At 64.5% G+C, this 15,122-nt stretch carries 13 protein-coding genes and 1 pseudogene; 3 read left to right on the top strand and 11 right to left on the bottom strand.

The features are described from left to right. Positions 1-134: 134 nt before the first annotated feature. From KDB76_RS11220 to KDB76_RS11205, 4 genes and pseudogenes are all read right to left on the bottom strand, one after another. Entirely contained in the window at positions 135-1,079 is a 945-nt protein-coding gene (locus tag KDB76_RS11220; protein WP_038409295.1) for a LysR family transcriptional regulator, read from the bottom strand. 138 nt (positions 1,080-1,217) lie between these two features. After that, positions 1,218-1,928: a YebC/PmpR family DNA-binding transcriptional regulator gene (locus tag KDB76_RS11215; protein WP_013972055.1), complete on the bottom strand. Its 711-nt coding sequence runs from the start codon at positions 1,926-1,928 to the stop codon at positions 1,218-1,220. Between the two features lie 97 nt (positions 1,929-2,025). Then, positions 2,026-3,417, bottom strand: coding sequence for an FAD-dependent oxidoreductase (locus tag KDB76_RS11210; protein ID WP_024086771.1), 1,392 nt, complete (start codon positions 3,415-3,417; stop codon positions 2,026-2,028). 84 nt (positions 3,418-3,501) lie between these two features. Next, positions 3,502-4,749, bottom strand: a pseudogene (locus tag KDB76_RS11205) (MFS transporter); the annotation flags it as partial. A gap of 244 nt (positions 4,750-4,993) precedes the next feature. Here KDB76_RS11205 and KDB76_RS11200 point away from each other — a divergent pair. Both KDB76_RS11200 and KDB76_RS11195 read left to right on the top strand, forming a co-directional pair. After that, positions 4,994-5,863, top strand: a complete 870-nt coding sequence (locus KDB76_RS11200; RefSeq protein WP_013972053.1) for a LysR substrate-binding domain-containing protein — start codon at positions 4,994-4,996, stop codon at positions 5,861-5,863. Positions 5,864-6,063: 200 nt separating this feature from the next. Then, a complete protein-coding gene (locus tag KDB76_RS11195) occupies positions 6,064-6,435 on the top strand; it encodes a DUF2784 domain-containing protein (RefSeq protein ID WP_038409294.1) in 372 nt (123 codons plus the stop codon). Here KDB76_RS11195 and tam read toward each other — a convergent pair. The 3 genes from tam to KDB76_RS30065 form a co-directional block, all read right to left on the bottom strand. Beyond that, complete coding sequence (gene tam, locus KDB76_RS11190; RefSeq protein ID WP_038409292.1) at positions 6,425-7,201, bottom strand: trans-aconitate 2-methyltransferase; 777 nt, start codon at positions 7,199-7,201, stop codon at positions 6,425-6,427. The two genes, KDB76_RS11195 and tam, sit on opposite strands and share 11 nt — an antisense overlap. A 129-nt stretch (positions 7,202-7,330) precedes the next feature. Next, positions 7,331-8,740, bottom strand: coding sequence for an amino acid permease (locus KDB76_RS11185; protein WP_013972050.1), 1,410 nt, complete (start codon positions 8,738-8,740; stop codon positions 7,331-7,333). Then, positions 8,740-8,865 (bottom strand): hypothetical protein, encoded by a 126-nt coding sequence (locus tag KDB76_RS30065; RefSeq protein WP_023661944.1) that lies wholly within the window; start codon positions 8,863-8,865, stop codon positions 8,740-8,742. Before KDB76_RS30065 ends, KDB76_RS11185 begins: the two co-directional genes overlap by 1 nt. A gap of 197 nt (positions 8,866-9,062) precedes the next feature. Between KDB76_RS30065 and KDB76_RS11180 the strand changes: the two genes are divergently transcribed. Then, positions 9,063-10,487, top strand: a complete 1,425-nt coding sequence (locus KDB76_RS11180) for a PLP-dependent aminotransferase family protein (protein WP_013972049.1) — start codon at positions 9,063-9,065, stop codon at positions 10,485-10,487. Between the two features lie 178 nt (positions 10,488-10,665). On the opposite strand, the gene KDB76_RS11175 is transcribed toward KDB76_RS11180, so the two are convergent. From KDB76_RS11175 to KDB76_RS11160, 4 genes are all read right to left on the bottom strand, one after another. Next, positions 10,666-10,998 (bottom strand): EF-hand domain-containing protein, encoded by a 333-nt coding sequence (locus tag KDB76_RS11175; protein ID WP_038409291.1) that lies wholly within the window; start codon positions 10,996-10,998, stop codon positions 10,666-10,668. Positions 10,999-11,243: 245 nt separating this feature from the next. Beyond that, the gene (locus KDB76_RS11170) at positions 11,244-12,266 is read right to left on the bottom strand and encodes a histone deacetylase family protein (RefSeq protein WP_013972048.1); all 1,023 of its coding nucleotides are present in this window, start codon (positions 12,264-12,266) and stop codon (positions 11,244-11,246) included. Then, positions 12,266-13,507, bottom strand: coding sequence for a Zn-dependent hydrolase (locus KDB76_RS11165; RefSeq protein WP_013972047.1), 1,242 nt, complete (start codon positions 13,505-13,507; stop codon positions 12,266-12,268). Before KDB76_RS11165 ends, KDB76_RS11170 begins: the two co-directional genes overlap by 1 nt. Positions 13,508-13,537: 30 nt before the next feature. Then, positions 13,538-14,842, bottom strand: a complete 1,305-nt coding sequence (locus tag KDB76_RS11160) for an MFS transporter (RefSeq protein WP_013972046.1) — start codon at positions 14,840-14,842, stop codon at positions 13,538-13,540. Between the last annotated feature and the right edge of the window lie 280 nt (positions 14,843-15,122).

Raw genomic sequence — 15,122 nt, 5'->3', positions numbered from 1 at the left:
GGGCACGCCCGCTCCCACAGGTATTGCATCGTTTGTAGGAGCGGGTTTACCCGCGAAGAGGCCGGTACAGGCAACACAATGCCCCAGTCTAGGCACCTATCCCGAAGTGAATAACCCCACCTCGCGCATACCTGCTATGGCAAACCCGCATGCCCGCCCTGCACACCGAACTGCGACTGGCGCCACAACTCGAACACCCGGTTGCGCAACCAGCGGTGTTCGGCCGAGGCCTGCAGGCGCTGGTGCCACACCACCCAGTAGCGCTGGCTGTGGTCGATGAAACCCAACGGCCGCCAGGCCAGGTCATGCAGGCGGCACAGCTGCCGGGCGATGTGCTCGGGCACGGTGGCCAGCGCCTGGCTGTTGGCAATCACCTGCACGGTGGCCGAGAAGAACGGCACTTCCAGGCTGACCCGCCGTTGCAGGCCCTGGGCGCGCAAGTGGCGGTCGATGAAGCTGTCCTTGTCGCCTCCGCCGGAAATACGCACATGCTTGTGCGCCAGGTAGTCGGCCTGGCTGAGCGCACCGTGGACAGCCAGCGGGTGGTCGTGGCGCATCAGGCACACTGCCCGGTCCTCGCCCAACAGCCGACCGTGCAGGTTGGGTGGCGACTCGTCGAACAAGGTGGTGGCCAGGTCGATCTCGCCACTGGCCAGCAAGGCGTACTGGCCGGCCTGCCAGGTGCGGTACTCCAGCGATACACCCGGCGCTTCGCGCTCCAGCGCCGCCACCAGCAGCGGCAGCATATGCTCGGCCACGTAGTCCGAAGCGGCCAAGCAGAAACGCCGCTCGCAGCGCCCCGGGTCGAACACCGCGGGCTGGCGCAGGGCGTGCAGCTCCTCGAGAACCTGGCGCAGGGGTTCGACCAGGGCTTCGGCGTGTTCGCTGAGCACGTAACCGCGGCCCTGGCGTACCAGCAAGGGGTCGTCGAAGGCTTCGCGCAAATGGGCCAGCTGGCGGCTGAGGGCGGACTGGCTGACGCCCAGGCGCTCGGCGGCGTGGCTGAGGTTCTTCAGCTGCAGCAGGTGGTCGAGGGTGCGCAGGTGGGCGAGGCTGAGGGAGGCGAAAGCGGGGTTCATCGGGGTTCGGCTCCAGACCGCTGGCGAGGGCTTTGCCCTCGTTTCGCGACACAAGGCCGCTCCTACATGGGTCATGCGTTCCCCTGTAGGAGCGGCCTTGTGTCGCGATGGGCCGCAAAGCGGCCCCAGAGAAGCAGATCAGTCAGTCAGGCCGACATAAACGTTCTGCACGTCATCGTTCTCGTCGATGGCTTCGAGGAACGCTTCCACCTCGGCCAGCGCCTCGGCACTCAGGCTGGCCGCGCTCACCGGGTTCTTCGGGGTGTAGCCGATCTTCGCCGAGGTCACGGTGAAGCCGTGCTCCGGCAGGGCCTTCTGCACGGCGTCCAGGTCGGTGGTGTCGGTGATGAACAAGGTCGAACCCTCTTCGTCGCCTTCCTCGAAGTCCTGGGCGCCGGCTTCGATGGCCGCCATTTCCGGGTCGGCGTCGCCGTTCGGGGTGGCTTCGATCAGGCCGACATGGTTGAAGTCCCAGGCCACCGAACCGCTGGCACCCAGCTGGCCCTTGCGGAACAGCACGCGGATTTGCGCGACGGTGCGGTTGACGTTGTCGGTCAGGCACTCGACGATCAGCGGTACCTGGTGCGGGGCGAAACCTTCGTAGCTTACCGCCGAGTACTGCACGGCATCGCCGTCCAGGCCCGCGCCCTTGCGGATTGCGCGCTCCAGGGTCTCGCGGGTCATCGAGGCCTTCTTGGCCTGCTCGATGGCCAGGCGCAGGCGTGGGTTCATGTCCGGGTCGGCGCCGGACTTGGCGGCGATCTGGATCTCTTTGGACAGCTTGCCCATGATCTTGCCTTTGGCGTTGGCCGCGGCTTCTTTATGTTTGGCTTTCCACTGTGCGCCCATGTCGACTCTCTTGTTTCAGCGGCCGGTTCAGGAAGCGACCGGCCAAAAGTGGGTGCAGTTTATACGCCCTCTGGCCTGTGTTCGACAAGAAATCTCATCAGCCTTTATCGGCTTTGCCCGCCGCCGCCGCGAACCGCGCCAACCGCACATCCAGCCTCCGCGGCCGCTGCCCGCGGTCCTCTGCCCGCTCCTTGCGGCGGATGGCATTGCGTACCATCAGCGAGCCCAGGTAGCGAATCGGCTCGGGCGGGAACAGCCCCAGCGGCCCCTTGACCAGCGGCGAACGGGTCCATGGGTTGTCCAGCCCCAGCGCCAGCGACGACAGAATCTGCCCGCCCATGTGGCACGGCCCGACGCCGCTGCCGGAGTAACCAAAGCCGTAGAATACGTTGCCCTGCCCGTTCAGCCGGCCAAAGAACGGCAAACCGGTCACCGAGCGGTCGGACGGCCCGTTCCAGCTGGCCGCCAGCGGCACTTGCGCCAGTGCCGGGAAGAACCCGCCCAGGCTTTCACGCAGCAGCGGCCGGTACGGCGACGGCTGGTCGAACACCGGCAACATGCGCCCGCCATAGGCGAAGGTATTGCCGCCCTTGCCGAGCATCAGCCGACCATCGGAGGTGTTGTGGTAGTAATGCACGAATATCCGCGAATCGAGCACGCTGATGCCACTGTCCAGGCCGATCTGGTGCAGCAGCTCAGGGCAAGGTTCGGTGATCACCATGTCGCTGGAAACAATCGCCACGCTGCGCTCGAACTGCGGGAAAGCTCGCGCCATCCAGGCATTCAGGCCCAATACCACGCGGTCGGCGCGCACCGTGCCATGGGCCGTGCGCACCTGCACCGGGGCGCCGTGTTCCAGGCCGGTCATGGCGGTGCCCTCATGGATGCGCACGCCACGCTGCAAGGCCACCCGGCGCAGGCCGCGCACCAGCTTGCCCGGCTGCACCGTGGCCGCGGCCGGCGAGAACCAGCCTTCCAGGTGCCGCGCCGAACCCGCCAGGCGCTGCAGCTGCTGCAGCGGCAGGCGGCGAAACGAATTGATCCCCTTTTGCTCCAGCGCGGCGATCACCGCGTCGGTGGCGCCGACCTGCGCGGCGTTGGTGGCGGTGTACAGCGTGCCATCCAGGCGGTAGTCGCAGTCGATGCCATTGGCCGCGCAGAACGCGCCGATCTCACCGATGCTGCGCTCCGACTCACGCACCAGGCGCACCGCCTCGGCCACCCCGAACAACCGCTCGAGGGTGAAGTACTTGGCCGACCACGACAACGCACAGCCACCATTGCGGCCACTGGCACCGGCACCGCAGATATCGGCCTCGATCAGCACGATATCCAGGGCCGGCACCGCTTCCTTGAGCATCAGTGCGGTCCACAGCCCGGTATAGCCGCCGCCGACGATGCATACATCGCAACGGGCATCGCCTTGCAGCGGCGGGCACACCGCCTCTTGCGCCGAATCCAGGGCCTGTTGCAGCCAGAAGGGTCTCATTCGCTCGCTTTCCTTTCAGGTACGCAGTGGCTTGATTGCCATGCTGGTATTCGGTGCCACGTCGGTGCTTTGCGCAGCGCTGGCCGGGCGGCTGTTCCAGTGCGGCAGCAGCACCAGCGCCGAGAACAGCGCGCAGCCGGCAAACACGATGAACACCGTGACGCCATCGAAGTACCCCGGCAGCAGCCCGCCCAGCACCGCCCCCACCGAGCCGCAGCCGTTGACGAAACCTGCTGCGGTGGCACCGGCCTTGGCGGTGCCGAAGTCGATGGCCGCAGCACCGCTGATCATCGAATCCGGCCCGTACAGGGTCAGGCCCATGACGAACAGCAGGGCCACCACCAGGATCACGCTGCCGGTGTGCATGGCCGCCATGAATGCCGCCAGCGCCACGGTCAGCAGCACCAGGCTGATGACACAGGCCGGCATGCGCCGGGCGCCGAACAGCTTGTCGGAGGCCAGGCCGATGATGATCGGGCCGAGCAGCCCGGCAAGTTCGAAGGCTGTCGGGATGATCGCTGCCCCCACCTTGCCCACCGAGGGCATCTGCTCGAAGACGATCACCGGCCCCCACAGCAGGATGGCGTAGCGCGCCGGTTTCAACAGGAAGTACGCCAGCCCCAGGGTCAGCACCGTGCGGTTGCGCATGATCTCCTTCAGGGGCGCCCACACGCTGCACAGGTTGCCGGCCGGGGCCATGCTCTGTGGCTCGGGCTCCACCGCCGGCAGGCCGACGTCTTCAGGCTTGTTGCGCTGCAGGAAGAAGAACAGCACGGCCACCAGTGCCACCACCGCGGCACTGGAGAAGAACGCCGCGTGCCAGGTACCGACCAGGGTATAGGCCCACCAGCCGGCGAACGGCGAGGCCACCAGGCCGCCGAAGGCATAGCAGGAACTCCACAGGCCCAGCACCCGCCCACGCTGCGACGCCGGGAAGAAGCTGCCGATGTTCTTGCACAACCCGGCCCAGCCGGTGGATTGCGCCAGGCCCTGCACCAGCATGCAGGTGGCGAAGATCGGGAATGTGGCGTAACTGCCCATCACCACCGCCGCAACAGCAGAAATCAGCAGGCCGCCGAGCACCACCACGCGTGGGCCAAAGCGGTCGGCAAGCATGCCCCAGGTGAACTGGCCCACGGCGTAGGCGGCCAGGTAGATGGCGTCGAGGTTGGCCATGGCGGCCTTGTCGAGCATGAAGTCGGGGTCTTCACCGATGCCCAGCTTGGCCACCGAGAAGGCCTTGCGGGTGAAGTAGAAGGCGGCGTAGGCCAGCCAGGTAATGGCGAAAATCTGGATACGCCAGCGTTTGAACGCGGCTAGGGATTGGTTCATGTAAGTCTGACCTCTTGCTTGAGTGTGCCGGCAGAATGTGAAGAAACGCCTGTCTTGTTCTTGTGTTACGCACAGCGATGACGAGGCTGTCATCGGGTCAGATGGCGCCGTTTGGGTGCCATGGCCCTGGTCGGCACTTGTGGTGCCAGCGTCGGGCTGACATGCATGGAAACAGTTGCGCTAAGATAAATAAAATCGATTTATCGTATTTCACACATAAGCCCAGCTTGTTACTGAGGTCGTCATGTCGGTTTCCCACGCACAACTCAAGGCCTTCCACGCCGTGGCGGTTCACGGCAGCTTTACCCGCGCCGCCGAAAAGCTGTTTCTTACCCAGCCCGCGGTGTCGGACCAGGTGCGCAAACTGGAGGAGCGCTTCGGCGTCTTGCTGTTCCACCGCAACAAGCGTTCGGTGCAGCTCACCGACCTCGGCGAACGCCTGCTGGGCATCAGCCAGCGCCTTTTCGCCTGCGAGGCCGAGGCCCATGAACTGCTGCAGGATTCGCGTGCGCTGCACACCGGCAGCCTGGTGCTGGCGGTGGACGCGCCGGTGCACGTGCTGCCGCAGATCGCCCGCTTCTGCCAGCGCTACCCGGGCATCCAGGTCAAGATCGAGACCGGCAACACCGACGAGTCGCTGGCCCGGCTGTTCAGCTACCAGGCCGACCTGGCCCTGCTGGGGCGGGACGTCGACGATGAGCGGCTGCACTGCCTGCCGCTGCGCCGCGACCCGATGGTGGCGTTTGTCTCGCACCAGCACCCCTGGGCCAGCCGCGGCGCGATCAGCCTGGCGGATCTGGACGATACGCCGCTGGTGCTGCGCGAGCCCGGGTCGGTGACGCGGCAGACGCTGGAAGAAGAAATGCAACGGGCCGGGCTGCGGATTCGCCCGGCGATCCAGGTGGAAGGCCGGGAAGCGGCGCGGGAGGCGGTGGTGGTGGGGATTGGTGTGGGGGTGGTGTCGGCGGCTGAGTTTGGTGCGGATGCGCGGGTGTGCGCGTTGCCGATCGTCGATTGCCAGCGGCACCTGACCGAGACACTGGTGTGCCTGAGCGAGCAGCGCACGCGGCGGGTGGTGGCGACCTTCCTGCAGATGGTGGAGGAAGGGTTGTAAGCCTGTGCCGGCCTCTTCGCGGGTGAACCCGCTCCCACAGGGGCCGCACTAAGGCTCAGATTGGCACGGTACCTGTGGGAGACCAATGCAGGCAGCTCTCAAGCTCTGTGGAGTACCTGTGGGAGCGGGTTCACCCGCGAAGAGGCCAGCACAGGCAACCCAACTATGCTGGGATAACCTCAACCCTCGGCACACAACCCATGCTCTACCGCCTTGCCGCCGACACCCTGGTCCTGCTGCACCTGCTCTTCATCCTGCTGGTGCTGTTCGGCGGCCTGCTGGTACTGCGCTGGCGCCCTGCCCTGCTGCTGCACCTGCCGGCGATGGCCTGGGGCCTGGCGGTGGAATGCCTGCACCTGGGTTGCCCGCTGACCACCTGGGAAAACCGCATGCGCAGCGCGGCTGGTGACGCGGGCTATCAGGGCGGCTTCGTCGAGCACTACATCTGGCCGTTGATCTACCCCGCCGGGCTGACACCGCACATCCAGCTGCTGCTGGGCACGTTCGTGCTGCTGCTCAACCTCGGCGTCTACGGTTACGTGGCCTGGTGCTGGCGCCGTCCTAGCGGGTAGCGATCACGAACAGCCGCGGGAACGGCAACAGCACCTTGCCATCGGTGGCCGGCGGGTAGTCGCGCTGCATCGCTTGCAGGTACATCTGCAGGAAATCCGCCTGCTCCTGCTCCTCCAACCGCCCCAGGTACGGTCGCAAGGCCGAACCCTTGAACCATTCCACCACGGCTTCGGCACCGCCGGCCAAAGGGTGATGATAGGTGGTACGCCACACATCCACCCGCGCACACAACGGGCTGAGCAGATCGTAGTAGAACGCCGCGTTGTGCCGTGGCGGCAGCTGGAAATCGGCGAACTTCGCCGCCCAGGGGCCCTGGCTGGCGATTTCGCGCAGTTGCCGGTGGGCCGGCTCATCCAGGTTGTCCGGGGTCTGCACGGCCAGGCTGGCACCTTCGCTCAGCTGGCGCACCAGGTGCGGGTACAGCGAGGCGTGGTCGGGTACCCATTGCAGCGAGGCATTGGCCAGGATCAGGTCCTGCGGCTCGGGGGCGGACCAGCCGGCAATGTCAGCGATGACCGTGCGCACCCGGGGGATGCACAGCCGTTTACGCTCGCGGGCCTTGTCGATCATGTCCGGGTCGCTGTCCAGGGCCGTCACCTGGGCATCCGGGTAACGTTGCAGCAGCACCTCGGTGGAATTGCCAGGGCCACAGCCCAGGTCGGTGGCGTGGCGTACCGGGCGTGCCGGAACAGTGGCCAGCAGGTCACGCACCGCGCGGGTACGCTCGTCTTCGAATTGCGAATACTGGGTGGCGGACCAGGCCATGTGAAGCTCCTTTGGGCGGGCAATGTGTTCAGCATATGCCATGTAACAGGCGGCCATATACCCCTGGCCCAATAACGCAAAACGGCCGGGTCCCCGAGGGAGCCGGCCGTTTCGAGAAGCGAGTGACGCTTAGTGCTGCTTGCCAGTACGGATCTGGTGCACTACACCCATCGCCACCACGATTGCCGCGGCGATACCGGTGGAAATCACCAGGATCTGGTAGTCAGGCATGAAGGCCATGGTCACCAGAGCAGCCACGATGAACGCGATCACCAGGTAGGTCAGCCATGGGAACAGCCACATCTTCAGGCGTACTTCCTTGCCTTCGGCAACCAGCTTGCGGCGCATGCGCAGCTGCGAGAAAGCAATCACCAGGTACACCAGCAGGGCGATCATGCCGGTGGTGTTCATCAGGGTTTCCAGCACGTCTTTCGGGCGCAGGGTCTCGCTGAAGTTGATCAGCGCACACACCACGGCCACGGCGCACGAACCCATGATCGCGTACACCGGTACACCGGTGCCGGCGCGGGTGATCTTGAAGAACGACGGCGCGTCGCCACGCTGGGCCAGGGAGAACAGCATGCGCGAAGCAGTGTAGTGGCCCGAGATCAGGCAGCTGCTCACCGAGGTCAGCACCACGAAGTTCATCAGCAGCTCGGCATACGGCACGCCCAGCAGCTCCAGGGTGCGGCGGTAGGCGCCATAGCCGGAAACGCCCAGGTGCGGATCGTTCCACGGTACCAGGCAGACGATCAGGAAGATCGAACCCACGTAGAACAGGCACACACGCCAGACCACCGAGTTGGTCGCCTTGACGATCTGCGCAGCCGGGTCCTTGGCTTCGGAAGCGGCGATGGTGACGATTTCCGCACCGAGGAAGGCGAACATCACCCCGAGCAAGGCACCGATCACTGTAGTGATGCCATTGGGCATGAAGCCTTCGGCGGTGAGGTGGCTGATGCCACGCACTTCACCGAACTGCCAGATGTTCAGCACGGCAGCGGTACACACGATCAGGAAGCAGACAATCGCGATCACCTTGATCAAGGCGAACCAGAACTCGAACTCACCGTAGTGCTTGACGTTGAAGAAGTTGACGGTGATCAGCAACAGGGTCGTGGCCAGCACGAACACGTTGACGCTGACGTCGGGGAAGAAACCATGCAGGATCTTGCCCGCCACATAAGCTTCCCAGGCCATGAGGATGACCCAGTACCACCAGTACAGCCAGCCGATGGTGAAACCGGCCCAACGGCCGATGGCGCGATCGGCGTAGGTGGAGAACGAACCGGTGTCTGGCGAGGAAGTCGCCATTTCACCCAGCATGCGCATGATCAGTACCACCAGGATGCCGCCTGCCAGGTAGGCCAGCACAGCAGCTGGGCCGGCGCTGTGAATCACGCTGCCGGAACCGACGAACAAGGCGCCGCCGATAACCCCGGCGATCGACATCATCGTCAGGTGGCGCGACTTGAGCGAGGCACTGAGCTTGCTCTCATGCCCGCTTTTCGCGGTGGTGGTTGTGGATGTTGCGTCCATCAGTTGTGTACCCCGTGCTTCTTTTTATCCAAGGAAAACTGTGAAACCCCGATGGCTGGCGGTTTCACGTACATCAGTGCTAATGCGCGCAGGATGGTGTGAGCGAACACACGCAGGCCTTCCATGGCGGCCTGCTGACGCGCCCCAGGGCAGGCGCCTGGAGCGAACTGAACATGCTTTAGGTGGCGATATCTGACACCTAATGTAAAAATGTCCGACGCAGAGAGCCATGCACAGTGGCATGAAACTCGCACTGCACTGTACAGGTCGCCCTTGCAATACACCTTGCAAACGCCGGGCGATACGCAACCTGAAGGCCCAAATGTTCGAATTACATCCAGACTCCTCGACCCCGCTGGTGAACCAGATCATCGACGGGCTGCGCGAGCTGATCGACAACCAGACCCTCAAGCCAGGCGCCAAGGTCCCCTCGATCCGCGCCTTTGCCGCGAGCTATTCGGTGAGCACCTTCACCGTGGTCGAGGCCTACGACCGTCTGGTCGCCCAGGGCCTGCTGGTGAGCCGGGGCAATGCGGGGTTCTTCGTCAACCGCGCGGCGGGCGAATTGCTCGACCCGCACAACGCCGAGGCCGACACCAGTCGACCAACGTTCAACTCCGAGTGGTACCTGCAGCAGATCTTCGAAATCCGCCAATTGCCGTTCAAGCCCGGGTGCGGCTGGCTGCCCAACGACTGGATGTATGAAGACGGCCTGCGCCGCGGCCTGCGCCAGGTGGCCGGCAGCCCGCTGGAGCTGTCGGGCTACGGCGACCCCATGGGCCTGATGGAGCTGCGTGCACTGACCGCACAGAACCTGCAGCAGGAACTGTCGATCGTTGCCAACCCGGCGCAGCTGATGCTTACCCATGGCGCCAGCCAGGCCCTGGACCTGGCCGCGCGCACCCTGGTGCGCCCGGGCGACGTGGTGCTGGTGGACGACCCCGGCTACCCCAACCTGATGAGCATCCTGCGCACCCAGGGCGCGACCCTGGTCGGCGTGCCGCGCACACCGGCCGGCTACGACCTGAACCAGCTGGAACAGTTGCTCACCCACCACCGCCCCACTGCATTCTTCACCCAGCCGCACCTGCACAGCCCGACCTGCTCGCGCACGCCGCTACCGCAGCTGCACCGCCTGCTGCAACTGGCCAGCCAGCACGGCTTCCGCCTGGTGGAGAACAACCTGTACGCCGACATGGTCGCCGAACCGCAGCCGTGCCTGGCCAGCCTGGACCACCTGCAGCAGGTGGTATACGTGGGCAGCTACTCCAAGAGCATTTCGCCCAATGTGCGGGTCGGCTACATGCTGGCCAACCCCGAGCTGATGCAGAAGCTGCTGCACCTGAAGATGCGCTCTGGCCTGACCACTTCGCAGGTGATGGAGCGCGTGGTGTATGCCGCGATCATCGACGGGCGTTGGCGCAAGCACCTCAAGCGCCTGCGCCAGCGTTTGGCCGAGGCGCACCAGGAAGTTGGCCGGCATCTGCATCGGTTGGGCTTCGAGCTGTTCATCGAGTCGGATGAAGGGATGTATATCTGGACCCGCCACCCGGCGATTCCAGACAGTGCGGCGTTGCTGGATGATGCGCTGGAGAAAGGCATCATGCTCGGGCCTGGGCAGTTGTTCATGGTCGATGCCAAAGCGACCGGGTGGATGCGGTTCAACGTGGCGTTCAGTACCGAGCCGACGATGTGGGAGTTGCTGGAGAAAGTGTTGGTGAAGCATGTGCGGCGGGGTGGGGTGTAACGGATTGCGGGGTGTTCGCCACAACACCTTCAGCGCCTATGAGATTGAGCGCCGCCCGCGCGGCGCTTCGCAGCACAAGGCTGCTCCTACATCTGTTTCGGGCCAATCTCGCGAATGGGCTGCAAAGCAGCCCAGCGATATGCACAACCTCCTGTCAGGCTCGAAGCCTACCAGGCCTTTACTCCAACTCTACTGCAACAGGAATCTTCGACAGTGCGGCCTTGAACTCATCGAACGAAATATAGCCATCACGATTGGTATCATTAAAAGCCAAGCATTTTTTCTGTAAGTACGTGAACTTCTGGGCAACCTGCTTGAGCTTTTCCTCCAGCAGCCTGTGCTGCTCATCGAGGTAAGCGCGTTCAAAATGCAGGCGATCAAGCTGCCCTTTGAAATATTCCAACACCTCATCGTTGGAAACTTTGCCATCCCGATCTGAGTCCACCTCCGCATAATCCAGCAGGATCGGCAGGTCGAGCAAATTGGTGTTGGCGACTTTTACACTTCCCATGATCAATCTCCGAAAGAACAGTGAATTCCCTGTACTGCGGCGACAGACTCACACGCTCTCCGAAGCCGGACAACTGACAAAAATATCAGTTGCCCCGTGTCTTTATTCTGGACTAATGGCATTGCCCTCGGCTGCCCCGACCCGCTAACCGGTAAACAACCACTCGAAGGCGATGGCGTACCCGTGGGAGCGGGTTCACCCGCGAAGAGGCCGGCAGCCATTCCTCAGCTGCCGGCCCCTGGCACTTATCGCCAGTCCGCCTTGTCGGCAAAAAACGCCTGCGCGTTCGCCTCCAGGCTCTCCAGGTGATACCCCCCTTCCTGCACGATCAGGCACGGCAAGCGCATCGCCCGAATCCGCTCGCCCAATACCGCAAACCCTTCAGTCGTCACCGCCACCTTGCTCTGCGGGTCGAGTTCGTAGATATCGAACCCCAGCGACAACACCAGCACCTCGGCGCCAAAGTCCTTCACCGCCGCCAGCGCGATCTCCAGCTGGCCCATGAAGTCCGCTTCGCTAGCCCCATGCGCCATCGGCAAGTTGAGGTTGTACCCCTCCCCCGCACCGCTGCCACGCTCGTCCGCGAACCCGGCCACACCCGGGTAAAAGTTGGTGGGGTCGCCATGCACCGACACATACAGCACATCCCGGCGGTCGTAGAAGATTTCCTGAATCCCCTGCCCGTGGTGCATGTCGGTATCGAGGATGGCCACGCGGCTGTAGCGGCTGCGCAAGGCCTGGGCAGCGACAGCGGCGTTGTTGATGTAGCAGAAACCACCGGCCGCATCGAAGCGCGCATGGTGGCCTGGCGGCCGGCACAGGGCATAGGCCGCCGGCTCGCCGTCGAGAATGGCCTTGGCACCGGCCACTGCGCTTTGCGCAGACCAATAGGCCGAGCGCCAGGTGTGTTCGCCTACAGGGCAGCTGCCGTCAGCCAGGTAGCGCCCGGCCTGGGCGAGGATGCCGCGCAAGGCGTTGGGTTCACGCACGAAGATGTTGGACATGACCTCGTCGCCCCAGTCCTCGGGCACTTCCTTCCAGCGCGCATGGGCCTCTTCGAGGAAGGCCAGGTAGGCCTCGCCATGCACTGCCTTGAGCGGTTCGAGGCCGGCGTCCTCCGGCTGACGGATGTCGAAGCCCAGATCCTTGGCCGCCTGCAGCAGGCGCTGGGCGCGTTCGGGGACTTCCTGCGGGGTGCGCATGGCGCCGCGCGAGTAGTAGCTGCGTGGGTGGTGCAGCAGTTGTTCGGGGTGGAAGTAACAACGCATCAGGCATCTCCCTGTTCGATACGGCCCGCGCGGGCCAGCACGGCATTGAGCAGTACATCGGCACCCTGGCGGGCGTCGTCGGGCAACACGTCTTCGGCTTCGTTGTGGCTCAGGCCGCCGACACAGGGAATGAACACCATGGCGGTCGGGCAGTAGCGGGCCAGCAGGATGGCGTCGTGGCCGGCGCCGCTGACGATCGACTGCTGGGCATAGCCCAGGCCATCCACCGCCTGCTGCACGGCGGCTACGCAATCGGCATCGAATGGCGTGGCCGGGCTTGTCCAGTGGCGCTCGATACGCACCTGCAACCCGCGCTGATTGGCGATGGCTTGCAGCTTCAACCTCAGGTCGCGTTCCATCGCCTCGATGGCTTCATCCCGGTGATGACGCAGGTCGACGGTGAACTGCAGCAGCCCCGGAATGGTGTTGCGCGAGGACTTGGCAATGGACAGTTCACCCACCGTGGTCAGGCCTTCAGGGACAAAATCGGCAGCCAGTTGCTCGACCGCCTGGATCATCCGTGCGGTGCCGAACAGGGCATCCTTGCGCAGCGGCATCGGCGTGGTGCCGGCATGTGCGGCCATGCCTTCGACCGTGACGTCGAGCCATCGGAGAGCCTGCCCGCCGCTGACCACGCCAATGGCCTTGGCGTTGTCTTCAAGGATCGGACCTTGCTCGATATGCGCCTCGAAATAGGCATCGACCTGGCCGCCAAGCGAGCGCCGGCCGGCGTAACCAATGCGTTGCAGTTCGTCGGCGACGCTGATGCCATTGGCATCGCGAATGGCCAGCGCTTCGTCCAGTGCCAGGGTGCCGGTGAACACCGCCGAGCCGAACATGGCCGGGGTGAAGCGGGCGCCCTCCTCGTTGGTCCATACGGCGATTTCCAGCGGTTTGCGCGTCTGGATGTTCAGATCATTGAGCCGGCGCACCACTTCAAGGCCTGCCAGCACACCGTAAACGCCATCGAAACGGCCGCCCTCAGGTTGGGTGTCGAGGTGGCTGCCCATCATCACCGGCGCTGCATCGGGGTCGCTGCCAGCGCGGCGGGCGAACAGGTTGCCGATGGCATCCACAGTCAGCGTCAGGCCGGCTTCGCGGCACCAGTGGCTGAACAGTTCACGGCCAGCCTTGTCCTCGTCGCTCAGGGCCAGGCGGCAGCTGCCGCCACGGGCGGTAGCGCCGATTTCGGCCATGGCCATCAGGCTCGCCCACAGGCGTTCGCCATTGCTTTTCAACATGTGCGGGTACTCCAGAAAAAAGCGGTTCGATCAGGCCAGTTCCAGGCGCTGGCTGCGGGCGTACTGGCGCGCCAGGGCGAGCACGCAGACCAGCGAAATGGTTGCGATCAAGGTGTAGAACACCGCCATCGGCCACCATTGGCCGGTGAAGGTGTGGGCCAGCCACGTACCGATCAGCGGGGTCAGGCCGCCCGCGATGGCGCCGCAGATCTGGTAGGCCAGGGAAATGGCGGTGTAGCGCACGCGGGTGTCGAACATGCCGCTGACATAGCCGGCGATCACCGCGTAGAACGACGCCATGCACGCGGCTGCCAGGGCGATGCCGAGCACGATCAACGGGCCCTGGCCCGAGCTGACCAGCACGAACATCGGGTAAGGCGAGGCCATCGCCAGCAACGCGACCAGGGCCAGGAAGCGGGTGGCGCCGATTTTTTCCGATAGCCAGGCGGCCAACGGCTGCACGCAGAACTGGATGATCGCCACGAAGAACAGGCACTCCAGGATCAAGGAGCGCTCCAGGTGCAATTGCGTGGTGGTGTAGCTGATCATGAAGGTGTTGGTGAAGTAGACCCCGGCAATACCCAGGGTATTGGCACCGATGCACAGCAACAGCGGGCGCCAGGCCGTGCGCAACACTTCGAATACCGGGGCCTGCTCCTTGCGCCGGGCCTTTTCCGCCTGCTCGCGGCTGGCGATGAACTCGGGTGACTCATTCACCCCCAGGCGAATCGCCAGGCCCACCAGCAGCAACAGCGCGCTGGCCAGGAACGGCACGCGCCAGCCCCAGTTCATCAGGTCTTCTTCCGGCAGGCGGGTGACCGCGCCGAAGGCCAGCAGCGACAGGATCAGGCCCGCCGGGCTGCCCAGCTGGGCGAACGAAGCGAAGAAGTTGCGCCGGCCCTTGGGTGCATGCTCACCGGCCATCAGCACCGCCCCGCCCCACTCACCGCCCACGGCAATACCCTGGACGATGCGCAGCAGGATCAGCAGTACCGGCGCGGTGGCGCCGATTTGTGCGTAGGTCGGCAGCAGGCCGATGCCCACGGTGACGATGCCCATCATCAGCAAGGTGATGACCAGCGACTTCTTGCGGCCGATACGGTCGCCCACGTGGCCGAAAACGATGCCCCCCAGCGGCCGGGCGAAGAAGCCGACGGCGAAGGTACCGAACGCGGCCATGGTGCTGAACAGGCTGTTGTCGGAGGGGAAGAACAGCGCGCCGAACACCAGGGCGGCGGCGGTGGCGTAGATGTAGAAGTCGTACCACTCGATCATGGTACCGATGAACGCGGCGGCGGCGGCACGGCGTGGCTGGGGGGAAGCGGTGGGCTTCATGGGGGCTCCTTTGCTTGTTGTTCTGGCAGGAGTTGTCAGGGGCACGGGGGCGCTCTTGTGGCGCTTGGCCTGTTGAATCGGTGTTGGCTTCTTCGCGGGCTCGCCCGCTCCCACAGGTACTGCGCAGCATTCGAAACTCGTGGTGATCCTGTGGGAGCGGGCAAGCCCGCGAAGAAGCCAGCACCGACTCGGCAGGCCTCGATATCTGCGATTTATCGGCCCGGGGCTATGATTAGTCAATTTTCTATTTATTATTCGAAATATTAGCCTTGCTTATTAT

The organism is Pseudomonas sp. JS425 (genome assembly GCF_018223845.1).
Lineage (GTDB): Bacteria > Pseudomonadota > Gammaproteobacteria > Pseudomonadales > Pseudomonadaceae > Aquipseudomonas > Aquipseudomonas asiatica.
Note: the sequence above shows the minus strand (reverse complement) of the source record. Positions and strands in the feature narration are given on the sequence as shown.